This is a genomic window from Pseudarthrobacter sp. C4D7 (genome assembly GCF_013359725.1).
GTDB lineage: Bacteria > Actinomycetota > Actinomycetes > Actinomycetales > Micrococcaceae > Arthrobacter.
The window spans coordinates 269,916-281,513 of sequence record NZ_JABFMW010000001.1; the positions used below are offsets into that span (position 1 = coordinate 269,916).

Below are 11,598 nucleotides of genomic sequence, written 5' to 3' on the forward strand. Positions count from 1 at the left end.
TTCTCCTGATGGGATAGCGCTAGAGGGTCGGGCGGACGATGGTTGCACCGTAAGGGCTGACGGGGCCCAGGGTGTAGCCGTCCGCGAGGGAAACGTAGGTGACGAACTTGCCGATGATGCCGCGGCAGTTTCCGGTACATTGGGTAGCCGTGGTAACCCCTGTAGCTGTGGACTTGGTGCTTTGGAATTCATAGGGCAGGCCTGTGCCGCCGCTGAACTTCCAGCCGGTGACGTCGAAGGCTGCAAAGGAGACCAGGCTGTAGATCGCTCCCGATCCAGTGCCGGTGATTTTGTTGAAGACGGGAAGCAGCACGATGACCTTCTTGCCGGCTGCGATGTCTGCACCCCAGCCGTTAAGCGTGGCATCGCAGTTGCCAGGCGCGTTGTTGCCCGGGTCGCTGCCGCCCTCGCTCACTGCCAGGTCGATGGTGCCGCCGCATTTTCCGGCATCCTGGACAAGCCATCCGTAGCCGCCGGACACCGCCGCTCCTGAGGGCCCATAATTGCACGAGGCATTGGCATTCTGGCCATGGTCCTGGAGAAGCTGCAGGCCGCCGTCGACATAGCCCTTGACCTGGCAGATGGAAAAGGCAAGCGGGAAAGCAGTGCGTCCGGCTTTGGGGCTGCCCCAAACAGCCGACGCCTTCGCACCAACCTCTTTGGATGGGATGCCCAGCACTCCGGCAAAGAAGAGGGAGACCGAATTGTCCGGAGCTCCCTTTTCCCTGGATGTGGTGGTGACCGAAACAGTCCTGGCCGTTGTGTCTAACTGGATGTTGTTGACGTTGCTCATGCCGTCCAGCGCGTTTTGGTTCGCCAGGCTGCCGGCGAGCGTGGACGTCGTCGAACACAGCGGGTCTGCTGCATTGCGCGCGCACTTTTGTGCGACGGCGATTGCGGAAGCGTCCGCACCGTTCTGCAGCTGCGCACGCTCGGAATAGATCACCCCGACGTCGACTGCGATGGCCACGAAGCCGAGGAGGGTCACCAGGAGGATGGCAACGATGACGCTGATGGCGCCGCGCTCGCCGTGCTCAGTGGCGCGGTTGTTCCTACTCAGCCGCCGCACAGCATTACCCCTTTGCCTGTCATCGGGAACGGGCCGGCGATGCCGGTGATGGTTGAGAGCGTGTACTTGATGGTCAGCGTTATCTGGTTCCCCGTGCTGCAGGTGGTGCTGCTGAGCGTGATGTCTGAGACGGGAATGGTGCTGCTGACGGATGCGGCCGCGTTTTGCGCTGCTTTCTTGGCGGCGGTGGGATCGTTGTTGATCGCCATGACCCGCACCCCGTCGCGGGCTGCGTTGGTCAGGGTGATCTGGGCGTTGTACGCCCGGCCGAATTCGATAGTTCCCAGCACAAGCATCAAGAGGAGGGGCAGCAGGATCGCGAATTCGACGGCGGCCGCGCCGCGCTCCGAATCACGTTTCACCTGCTGCACCTCCTCTTATTTTGCTTGTTTCCGCCGGGCAGAGTGCCGCCGTTCCAATATGGGGTCCGGAACGGTTGGCGGGGGGTGCTACGGGGAGGGGATGGCGGTGGAGGTGGGGTGCGCAATGTCCTTGGTAACACCGCTGAAGAGGGTGCCGAGCTGGCCGCCGAGCGTGCTGACCGCGACGATGATGACGACTGCGATGAGGGCGACCATGATGCCGTATTCAACGGCGGTTGCGCCCTTTTCGCTGCGAAGACGGATCATGATGTTGGTGTAGAGAGAAAGCATCTGAGACTCCTGTGCGAGACGGATTGGCTGGCCCTGCACCAGCACTGGATCGAAGTTAGCAACGCTTGATCCGGTGTTGACCCGATCTTGCAACATCCTGCGCAAAGCCTTTACGCAGGGCCTTTTTCCTGCGCTTTTGGTGGGTTTTTCCTGCGTCAGCGGTGGGCTACCGGACCTTGGCACGCAAAAGGACCCCCTCGGTTCTGGGTGCCGAGGGGGTCCGGTTCTTGGAGCGCCGCAAAGTGCGATGGGCGGGCGTCCCCTAGGGGAGGCCGAGCGCGGCCTTGAGCCCGGTGGTGAGGTGGTCGAAGAAACCGTTGAGCGATAGCCCGAACAGGCCCACTCCGGCCACGATCACAATGGCAATAAAACCGACCGTGATTCCATATTCCGTGGCGGTTGCGCCGTCTTCCTCAGCCCTTAGGCGTTGCGTAAAACTTCGGATCAGCCACAAGGCCTGTACTAGTTGCGTCATGGTTCCTCCTAGGAGAACGCAGCGATGATGTTCATGACTGCCGGCCCCAGCAAGATGATGAAGAGGGTCGGGAAGATAAAGAAGATCAGCGGGAAGAGAATCTTCACCGGAATCTTCATGGCGTGTTCCTCGGCACGCTGGCGGCGCTTCATCCGCATTTCGTGGGCTTGGACTTTCAGTACCTTGGCGATCGCGATTCCGTATGCATCCGCTTGAACAATGGCCCGGATGAATGAGCGTAGGTCGGGAACGTCAACACGGTCGGACATGGCCAGATAGGCTTCCTTGCGGGAGCGGCCGACCTGCATGTCTTGCAGAGTTCGCATCATCTCATCAGCTAAGGGGCCGCCTCCGTTTTGCGCTGTGCGGGCCATAGCGGCTTCAAATCCGAGACCCGCTTGGACAGAGATCAACATCTGGTCCAGAGTGTTCGGCAGTTCCTGTCGGATTTTGTCCCGCCGCTTCTCAGCATTACTGCGGATTAAGAGGTCCGGTGCAAAATAGCCAAATGCAAGAGCGGCAATGAGAATCGCGAAACGTGCTGGCTCTGGCGAAGCGAGAAAATAAAACAGCGCCATAAGTCCGGCACCGAGAGCGAGCAGCGGTTTCACCACCAATAGTCGCTCAAGGGGCCACTCCTTGGGTCGTCCCAGGGCAGCGAGCTGCTTGTCCAGCCAAGCGACATAGCGAACTGGCGTGACCTTGCGAGCAGCGGCGCTGCATTCGAGGGTCAAGCTTTGCGGAGCAGCGTTCCTGGCTCGTTGTCCTAGGTTCGCCTGAATGTTGCGAAGGGCAACTCTATCTGTGGCTGTAACTGACCACACAAGATAGGTTATGGGCAGAATGATGGCGAATATGGCTCCGAGAGCAGTGGGTGACATGTCGCGCTCCTAGTACTTCGGCTTAATCAGCCGGCTAAGCCAAAAGCCGCCGGCAGTGAGCATTACGGCCGCAGCGCCTAGCATCAGGAACCCGGGAACTGTAGTCGTGAACGTTTTCGCATATTGACCGTTGATCAAGATCAGTGCGAAGAACAAAACCACCGGCAGTCCCATGAGAACAGCAGCTGACATCTTTCCTTCGGCACTTAGCGCCTTCACCTGACGGCGAATCTGGTTGCGGTCGCGGATAGTTTCGCCGACATGATCAAGTACTTCCGCCAAATCTCCGCCCACCTCCCGGTGGATCTCGATGGCCTGGGAGATCCAGCTGAAGTCTTCGCTTCCCGTGCGGATAGACACTTCTGTCATTGATTCCCCCAAGTCGCGGCCGATCCTGGTTTCATTGACGATCCTGCTCAGTTCTTCCGACATTGGCGCGTCACTTTCACGTGCTGACGCGTCGATAGCCCGCAAGAGGGAATGACCGGCTCGCATGCTTCCCGTAAGCATTTGCAGGGTGTCGGGCAGTTGCTCGTCGAACTTACTCTTGCGCCTGGCGATAAGGACCGAAAGATAGGCGAGCATCCCGGCGGGAACAACTGCAAGCAGAACGATCGCGAAGAAGAGTCCCCCAAGGAGGAAACCGAATACGCTACCTGCCAGCGCTCCTGCGCCCATCATGAGCAGAAAGTCCGCGGGCTGGGCCTTCAGCCCGGCCCGTTCCAGCTTCTCGCGAGTAATCAGGAAGTTGTTCTTTCCCTTAAGTCGCTTGTTGATGGCGCCAACGGCGGTGTCGGTCAGCACGGTAAGCCTGGAAGCGCTTGCGGGCACATCAGGGCGGCGGCGTGAGAGCGGGATTGTATTTCCGGGTTTCAGAACGACTACGAAAGTGACGATGATCGATGTGAAGATCATTAACACCCCCGCCACCAGGATCATGATCGGGGCTTCTGGAGTTTCCATCTACCGGCTCCTCGGCCCTTGGGCTCCGAATACGGAGGGAGAAATCCTGATTCCCAGTTCTTCGAACCTGTCCGTAAACCGCGGACGAACCCCCGTCGGAACGGGCTTCCCAAGGAACCTTCCGTTCGCGTCAATGCCGGCGGAGTAGTCGAAGACGAAAGCGTCCTGAAGCGTGACGATGTCGCCCTCCATCCCCTGGACTTCAGTTATGTGTGTCACCCTCCGGGTTCCGTCGCGGAGCCGGGAGATATGGACAATCAGGTTGACCGCGGATGCAATTTGCTCGCGGATTGCCCTGAGTGGGAGGTCCATCCCTGCCATAAGGACGAGGGTCTCCAGTCGGGCCACGGCGTCACGAGGTGAGTTTGCGTGGACCGTTGATATCGAGCCGTCGTGACCGGTGTTCATCGCCTGGAGCATATCTAGCGATTCGCCCCCACGGACCTCGCCGACAACGATGCGGTCAGGCCTCATCCGGAGGGAGTTGCGAACCAGGTCACGTATGGAGACTTCACCTTTGCCCTCAATATTCGCTGGCCGGCTCTCCAACCTGACCACGTGGTCTTGTTGGAGCTGCAGTTCGACGGCATCCTCAATGGTGACAATGCGGTCTGTGGCAGGGATGAATGACGAAAGGACATTCAGCATCGTCGTTTTTCCCGTGCCCGTACCGCCGGAAACGATGATGTTCATTCGGGCCAGGACACAAGCCTGGAGCAGTTCGGCCATTTCGGGAGACAGGCTTCCAAAGCTGATCAGTTTCTGTACCGTCAGCGCCTCCCGCCCGAACTTTCGGATTGTCAGAGAGGCACCGTTGACGGCCAACGGAGGGATGATGGCGTTTACGCGCGATCCATCAGCCAGGCGCGCATCCACGAGGGGGGAGGATTCGTCGATCCGTCGACCTATCCGGGTGACGATCCGTTCGATTACTCTACGCAGCGCCTCCTCGTTGCTGAACTTAGTGTCAGTGAGAAACAGGTGGCCGTTGCGCTCCACGTAGATCTGGTCTGCCCTGTTGACCATGATCTCTGTGACTGACGGGTCATCGAGGTACCGCTGCAGCGGCCCATGTCCCAGGACATCGTCGATGATCTCCCGTGTCAGTCGTTGCCGCTCACCCTGTGACAGAGGGACCTGTTCCTCATCAACCACGGCCTTCAGCTCGTCCTTCACGAACTGATGGAGTTCGGCCTCCTCAAGGGATGAGTCTGTAATTCGGGAGCCAAGCCTCTCGTAGAGTGCCTGGCTGGCACGTTCCTTGAGCCCTGTGAGTGCCTCACTCGCAGTCCCACCGGTAACTTCAACTGTCACGGGGATTTGGGCTTGCTCTGCTGCCTGGGCCTGCTGGATAGCGCCCAGAGTCGAGGCGGCATGTGGGGAGATTGCGGGTGCAACGGGATCGGACTCGCCACGCATCTTCGCAAAACGGTTAGAGAGACTCACTGCACTACCGCCCTTCTGTGGACCTTCTTCCGCGGCGCTTCCCAGTTAGGTTTGAAACGCTCGACCAACTTCCGCAGCCCCTTGGCTGCTCCGTCCCGGCTCCCGTCCTGAAGCAGGGGGACTCCCTTGTTTGTTGAGAACGGCACCGCACGGGATTTGGGAAGAACTACATCAACGGGAGCGCCGATGGTGGCCTCCACGTCCTGGACCGTAAGACCTGTTCGCCGATCAGCCATGTTGAGGACAACGTGCCGGTTATCGGGTAGCAGGTCGAGCTCGGACAAGATCTGGAAGCCGGTTCGCAATCCACGAATGCTGGGCACATCCATGCCGCACACCCAGACGGCGTCCGTGGCTTGCTCAAGCGTGGCGAGCACGTGCTCGCCCAGACCGGGTGCGGTGTCGACCACCACATATTGGAACTCGGCTCGCAGCTGGCGCAGCAGGTGGCTGATATTTTCCCCGGTTATACGGTCCATATCGATGGGATTGCGGGGCGCACAGAGGACGTAAATGTTGCTGGGGTGCAGCGACAAATATGTCTTGAGCACCATTGCGTCCTGGCTAGCGGCGCCAACAACAGCCTCTGTGATCGTGAATTCAGGTTCAAGCATCAGCCCGCTTGCAATGTCGCCAAACTGGAGATCCAGATCGACGACCACCACGCTCATTGGTGAGACCTGTCCCAAGCCGATCGCAAGGTTGCTTGCCACCGTCGTCTTGCCGACGCCGCCTTTGGGAGACATGACAGCGATGACCCGCCCCCCTTCAGCGGCTGGACGCTCAGCAGTGTTAGGAGCCAAACCACGCCGACGTCCGGCGGCGGCAAGGCTGGCCCGTTCCACCAATGCCCGGACCTGGTCCATATCTGCTGCCGGCGGGATGAGGTCGCGAATACCGGAACGCATGGCGTTCAAAGCAAGCTCGCCGTCGTCTTCCGCGGCCAGAACGATGCTAATTTCCGGGTACTGGAGGTCCATTACCGCTGCGAACTTGAGAGCTTCGTCCTGCGGAAGGCCAGGTCCGAGAATCAGTACCTCAGGAGGTTCGCCCGCTTGTTGCCGAAGGATATCGTCAGGGGATTCGGGGAGATAGGCGGCTTGAAAGAACTGCAATGAGCCACTGAGGGGTGCTACAGACGCCCGGACTTTTCGTTCGTAGTCGGTGGACGGCGAGATCAGAATGAAGCGGCTCATTTGAATACCTTTGTCTGGTTGACGACACCTTGGGTGCCTTCGGTGGCGTCGGCCGGCTCTTTCGAGAGGTAGACCTTTCCAAACTCAGCGGCGTAGACCAGCTTTTCGGTATCAACGGCGTCTCTGGCAAATGTAATCAGGTAAGAGTCGCTGGTTGCCGGCTTGTTCTCGCTGGCGGCGTTGAGGGCACTCGAAGAGCTGCCTTGAGTTGATTGCGCCTGCGTCTGCGCCGCGGCCCCTGAGCTAAACTGAACAGCCGTGACCAGAACCTTGTGGAACGTCAGTTGGGTTCCGTTTCCACCGCCCGCGGAGTCGGCCATGGAGATAAAGACGCCTACTGTGTCGCCGGCTTGGATCTTGCCGCCGACCACCCGCTCAATCCCCAAGCGAAGAGTGATCTCCTGGAGCCCGGCAGGAACTGCCACTCGGGAGGGCCCGAGGTAGGCATTTGCATCCACAAGGCGGCTGCTGAGGAGCTGCTCGCCGGGCACCAATGCTACTGACGTGACCGTTGATCCCAACGAGCCCAGATCGTGGACCCCATCGGCTGCGACGGCAGTACGTGGCACGGCTTTGGTAGTCACGTATTGGGCGAGTTGACTAGCCGGCGTTCCGGCAGGGATGTTCTGTTTTACAACTAATACGTCTTCTGTTTCCGTGTTCGCCAATGCGCGTCGGTCCGCGCCTTGGACGTAGTTGAAAAGAAGGACCGTGCCAATGACTGCAACAACCAGCGCGGCGATGCCTCCCAGTAGGCGTGCTTTCATTACTTTCCCCTTAGATTTTTACTTGACCAGATGTGGCGGCAGATCGACCCCGCCACCGTCATAGCCGCCGCCACCGTAAAGCGTCGGGTCGGCTACCCATTCGACGAACTTGCCTCGGACGCCGCGATTGCTACCACCAAGGCCTGTCAAATCGCCGCCCTCAGCTCCGGGGAAGCTGTATCCGAGGAGAAGGAACGCGGCATAGCCCTTGATGTAGTACTTGCCACCCGCGCCAGTGCCACTGGCAGGCGTGAAGACCGGAAACAGAACCACCTTGTTCAAATAGGTGGGAATGAGTGGTTTACAGTCCGATGGGATGCTCAATCCGGTATTCGTCTTGGCATATGGGTCCGTAACGCCAGCCGTTGTTGGGTCGTCCGGATATACGGTGGCTTGGCACTTGCCCGGGTCCGGCATTAACCATTCAAATCCGCCAGGTATTACCGCACCCGAAGGGCTGTCACTCGTACAGGTTTCACTGCCGTGAGTCAGGATCGTGTGAACCGATCCATCGACATCGAACTGGCATGGAGCGAACGTGATAGGCAACGTAGCAGGGCCCGACCCTGGCGACCCCCAGGCAGCCGTTGAGGTAGCACCTACTGTGACCGGTCCTGAGTTCAGCGCGCTTGCAAACATTTTTGCCAAGAAACTGTTGGAGCCGTTCCGTGTGGATGTCGTCACCGTGACCTGCCCGGCGACACTCAGGTCCACTGCCGCGTCGCTGGCACCGTCGTTGGAGTTTGCGTTCGCAAGAGGGCCAGCGAGTGTGGCCACACACGGTCCCGGAGAGCAGCTCTTGGCCACGGCAAGTGCACCGGCGTCCGCGCCGTTCTGCAGTTGTGCGCGCTCCGCGTAGATCTGTCCGACGTCAACAGCCATGGCGCCGGCACCGATGAGGACCAGCATCATGACGGCCACCATGACGCCGGCCACACCGCTTTCACGGGATCCTGGATCATCCTGGATTCTGGTTAGCCACCGCATTGCATGGCTCCTTTGCCTTGAAGAACCAATGAGGACCCGAAAAAGCCTGTGAGGGAAGTACCGGAGTACGTAACGGTTACGGACGCAGTTGGCGTTGGAGTCACCGCCGGGCACATAGCTGCCGAATAATCGAAACTCAGCAGGGCGGTGTTTATGGAGGGTGCGCCTGTCTTTCCGGCCGCAGTTGCCTTCGCGGCATCGTGGGTGATCGCCATGGTTCGTGCCGCCTCGCGAGATGCCTGCGTGACAGACACCTGGATGTTGTATGCGTTCGAGAACTCGACAATGGCGATAATCAGTGCAATTAGAATCGGGGCGACGAGCGCGAATTCGACTGCAACGGCACCCCGCTCACCGTTATCTGGAGTCCTGTGGCTGCGTTTCAAAGGGTCCCCCTGGACGGTTGCAGCGTGAAAATGATGTGGTGTGCCGCGCTGATGAGCGCGGCACACCGGGTGCATCTCGAACTACCAACCGCCGACCGTGGTCGCGAGACTGCTGAAGAAGGTCTGAAGGTTCGTTCCAAAGAGCGTTACCCCAGCGACGATGACGAGAGCAATGAGGCCAACCAAAAGCGAATATTCGGTTGCCGTCGCGCCCTTCTCCGTGGTGAGAACAGCGCGAAACGCGGTTATCACTTGTCGGACGTATGCATTGAGATTGCGCATCGCTTTTGTTCCCTTCAATTTGGGGCTGTTACCAGCCGCCAACCTTCGTAGCAAGGCTGCTGAAGAAGGTCTGAAGGTTGGTACCGAAGAGCGTGACGCCGGCGACGATCACCAGTGCGATGAGCCCTACAAGAAGCGAGTACTCGGTAGCTGTTGCACCCTTTTCCGAAGAGAATCGATCCTTGACGCCGGCGATGAACGCAGTCATTGAGACCATAAGAGAAGTCATTGTATTTTCCTTTAATTCGGTGAAATGGGTTCTTTTTTATTCCAACGAATTTCCAGCTGCCCCCATAAATATTTAGCGGCTGGACTTCGCTAAGAAGAGATTGTCACTGGGGGGTATGGGGCAACAATGCGTAGTGGTACTCGACTTTTGGGGCAGACACCAAAAGTACGTACTCGAATACGGGGTCGAGTACTCAGTCGCCGTTCATATGTATCAGGCTGGCTACTTGCTGTTGTTGATGAAGCGGCCGGGGTGCGGCCGGATAATCGGCTGGGTTTGCTAGCCGATGAAGAACGTGACTGCGGCGACGGCTCCGAGCATCGAGGGGCCGTGGGGTACTTCGGTGGCCTTATTCCGGCCTTTTCGACTGAGCACAAGCACTGTGACGATGCCATTCAAGACGAAGCCAATGAGGCCGCCGTAGAGCAGTTGGCTCCAACCTAGGTACCCCAGGTAAAGGCCGACAGGCGCGGCGAGCTTCACGTCGCCCATCCCGATGCCGCCGGGGGAAACGAGTCCCAAAATCAGGTAGGCAGCGAACAAAATAACCGCTCCCAGGGATGCGCGGAGCAGATCGTCAGATTGCTTACCAAATAGTCCCGGCAATAAAAGCAGTGAAAGACCGCCGGCCAGCAGTATTAACACGAGGGGATTTGGCAGCAAATGGAGCGCCATGTCTATCCGTGCCAGCTGGGTGCCCAATACGGAAAGTAAAAGGAAGGCTGGAAGGCTCAATGCGTTGCCGAAATGCGCGGCAAAGGCCGCACATGCGATGCCGGTGAGCGTCGCCGTCGTAATTCTTGCCTGCAGTCCCGGCGTCTCGCCGAGCCTCGGAAGAAGCTTCGCAATCAGGAGTTCGGCGATGGGGGAGAGGATGCCTCCCAGAATCCCGGCGCCAACGACTAGCAGTGTGCTGGTGGGATCCCCATTCGCCGCTGACAGCACTGCATCCCCCTGCGTTGATTGGGCCGGCGTGGCCCCAGCGGCCTCCGGCTACCTCATTTTGACCCCGAACCACCTGACGCGCTAATCTTGGTAGTCGTTGTGCGTGTCCTATTCCGATGGTGCGTGCCCGCTTGAGGATCCGGTTGCAGGATAACTACTCAACGTGCACATTCGGAACTTCAGGATGACTGGTTACATGGAGCCCTCACCTCTGTTCCGGTAGCGCGCAGACAGTAGGTGCGCGAGCTAGCGACACCTAAACAAGAACGCCAGAACAAGAACGAGGCAAACACCGTGCGTACGTACACCCCGAAGCCCGGCGATATCAACCGCCAGTGGCACGTCATTGACGCCACCGACGTTGTCCTTGGTCGTCTTGCAAGCCAGACCGCAATCCTGCTGCGCGGCAAGCACAAGGCCACTTTCGCATCCCACATGGACATGGGCGACTTTGTCATCATCATCAACGCTGAAAAGGTAGCCCTGACCGGCGCCAAGCTGGAGCAGAAGCGGGCATACCGCCACTCCGGCTACCCGGGCGGCCTGACCTCCGTCAACTACGCGGAACTGTTGGAATCCAACCCGGTGCGCGCCGTTGAGAAGGCCATCAAGGGCATGCTCCCCAAGAACTCCCTCGCTGCCCAGCAGCTCGGCAAGCTGAAGGTGTACCGCGGTGCTGAGCACCCGCACGCTGCCCAGCAGCCCAAGACTTTCGAAATCACCCAGGTCGCCCAGTAGTCCTGGCCACCAAACAACTTATCTATACAAGGAGAACCGTGGCTCAGAACGAAGAGACCACCGAGGCTGTCGAAGCCGAGGAAAACCTGACCAGCTACACCTCTGAGAGCTCCGCTGCTGAAGCTGCTCCCAAGAAGGAACGCCCGGCCCTGACCGTTGCCGGCGCAGCTGTTGGCCGCCGCAAGGAAGCCGTTGCACGCGTCCGCGTGGTGCCCGGCTCCGGCAAGTGGACCATCAACGGCCGCGAGCTGGCGAACTACTTCCCGAACAAGCTGCACCAGCAGGACGTCAACGAGCCTTTCAAGATCCTCGATCTCGAAGGCGCCTACGACGTCATCGCCCGCATCCACGGCGGCGGCATCTCCGGCCAGGCCGGTGCCCTGCGCCTCGGCATCGCCCGGTCGCTGAACGAGATCGACGTCGAGAACAACCGCCCGACCCTGAAGAAGGCCGGTTACCTGTCCCGCGACGCCCGTGTCATCGAGCGTAAGAAGGCCGGTCTCAAGAAGGCCCGTAAGGCTCAGCAGTACTCCAAGCGCTAAATCCGCTTGCACAGAAGCCCGTCTCGCCATTGGCGGGGC

At 59.3% G+C, this 11,598-nt stretch carries 16 protein-coding genes; 2 read left to right on the plus strand and 14 right to left on the minus strand.

What is annotated here, in order from left to right:
- Positions 1 to 19: 19 nt before the first annotated feature.
- The 14 genes from HNO81_RS01335 to HNO81_RS01400 all read right to left on the minus strand — a co-directional run bounded on the left by HNO81_RS01335 (position 20) and on the right by HNO81_RS01400 (position 10,279).
- Positions 20 to 1,069, minus strand: coding sequence for a TadE/TadG family type IV pilus assembly protein (locus HNO81_RS01335; RefSeq protein WP_307362580.1), 1,050 nt, complete (start codon positions 1,067 to 1,069; stop codon positions 20 to 22).
- Entirely contained in the window at positions 1,057 to 1,431 is a 375-nt protein-coding gene (locus HNO81_RS01340; protein WP_175316331.1) for a TadE/TadG family type IV pilus assembly protein, read from the minus strand. Before HNO81_RS01340 ends, HNO81_RS01335 begins: the two co-directional genes overlap by 13 nt.
- An 87-nt stretch (positions 1,432 to 1,518) precedes the next feature.
- Entirely contained in the window at positions 1,519 to 1,722 is a 204-nt protein-coding gene (locus HNO81_RS01345) for a Flp family type IVb pilin (protein WP_175316332.1), read from the minus strand.
- Between the two features lie 262 nt (positions 1,723 to 1,984).
- Complete coding sequence (locus tag HNO81_RS01350; protein ID WP_175316333.1) at positions 1,985 to 2,197, minus strand: Flp family type IVb pilin; 213 nt, start codon at positions 2,195 to 2,197, stop codon at positions 1,985 to 1,987.
- Positions 2,198 to 2,205: 8 nt separating this feature from the next.
- Positions 2,206 to 3,078: a type II secretion system F family protein gene (locus tag HNO81_RS01355; protein WP_175316334.1), complete on the minus strand. Its 873-nt coding sequence runs from the start codon at positions 3,076 to 3,078 to the stop codon at positions 2,206 to 2,208.
- Positions 3,079 to 3,087: 9 nt separating this feature from the next.
- Positions 3,088 to 4,041 (minus strand): type II secretion system F family protein, encoded by a 954-nt coding sequence (locus HNO81_RS01360; RefSeq protein WP_175316335.1) that lies wholly within the window; start codon positions 4,039 to 4,041, stop codon positions 3,088 to 3,090.
- Positions 4,042 to 5,487: a CpaF family protein gene (locus HNO81_RS01365; RefSeq protein WP_370871470.1), complete on the minus strand. Its 1,446-nt coding sequence runs from the start codon at positions 5,485 to 5,487 to the stop codon at positions 4,042 to 4,044.
- Entirely contained in the window at positions 5,484 to 6,683 is a 1,200-nt protein-coding gene (locus HNO81_RS01370; RefSeq protein ID WP_175316336.1) for an AAA family ATPase, read from the minus strand. The genes HNO81_RS01365 and HNO81_RS01370 overlap by 4 nt, the downstream gene beginning before the upstream one ends.
- Positions 6,680 to 7,450 (minus strand): Flp pilus assembly protein CpaB, encoded by a 771-nt coding sequence (locus HNO81_RS01375; protein ID WP_175316337.1) that lies wholly within the window; start codon positions 7,448 to 7,450, stop codon positions 6,680 to 6,682. Before HNO81_RS01375 ends, HNO81_RS01370 begins: the two co-directional genes overlap by 4 nt.
- An 18-nt stretch (positions 7,451 to 7,468) precedes the next feature.
- Positions 7,469 to 8,437 carry a TadE/TadG family type IV pilus assembly protein gene (locus HNO81_RS01380; RefSeq protein WP_175316338.1) on the minus strand — a complete coding sequence of 323 codons (969 nt, stop codon included), beginning with the start codon at positions 8,435 to 8,437 and terminating at the stop codon, positions 7,469 to 7,471.
- The gene (locus tag HNO81_RS01385) at positions 8,425 to 8,823 is read right to left on the minus strand and encodes a TadE/TadG family type IV pilus assembly protein (protein WP_254703244.1); all 399 of its coding nucleotides are present in this window, start codon (positions 8,821 to 8,823) and stop codon (positions 8,425 to 8,427) included. The genes HNO81_RS01380 and HNO81_RS01385 overlap by 13 nt, the downstream gene beginning before the upstream one ends.
- Positions 8,824 to 8,904: 81 nt before the next feature.
- Positions 8,905 to 9,105 carry a Flp family type IVb pilin gene (locus HNO81_RS01390; protein ID WP_175316340.1) on the minus strand — a complete coding sequence of 67 codons (201 nt, stop codon included), beginning with the start codon at positions 9,103 to 9,105 and terminating at the stop codon, positions 8,905 to 8,907.
- A gap of 28 nt (positions 9,106 to 9,133) precedes the next feature.
- Positions 9,134 to 9,334, minus strand: a complete 201-nt coding sequence (locus HNO81_RS01395) for a Flp family type IVb pilin (protein WP_175316341.1) — start codon at positions 9,332 to 9,334, stop codon at positions 9,134 to 9,136.
- A 279-nt stretch (positions 9,335 to 9,613) separates the two neighbouring features.
- Positions 9,614 to 10,279 (minus strand): prepilin peptidase, encoded by a 666-nt coding sequence (locus HNO81_RS01400; protein ID WP_371818136.1) that lies wholly within the window; start codon positions 10,277 to 10,279, stop codon positions 9,614 to 9,616.
- 294 nt (positions 10,280 to 10,573) lie between these two features.
- Between HNO81_RS01400 and rplM the strand changes: the two genes are divergently transcribed.
- Together rplM and rpsI are read left to right on the plus strand one after the other, a co-directional pair.
- Positions 10,574 to 11,017: a 50S ribosomal protein L13 gene (gene rplM / locus HNO81_RS01405; protein ID WP_015937805.1), complete on the plus strand. Its 444-nt coding sequence runs from the start codon at positions 10,574 to 10,576 to the stop codon at positions 11,015 to 11,017.
- 38 nt (positions 11,018 to 11,055) lie between these two features.
- Positions 11,056 to 11,559 carry a 30S ribosomal protein S9 gene (rpsI, locus tag HNO81_RS01410; protein WP_175316342.1) on the plus strand — a complete coding sequence of 168 codons (504 nt, stop codon included), beginning with the start codon at positions 11,056 to 11,058 and terminating at the stop codon, positions 11,557 to 11,559.
- Positions 11,560 to 11,598 lie beyond the last annotated feature (39 nt).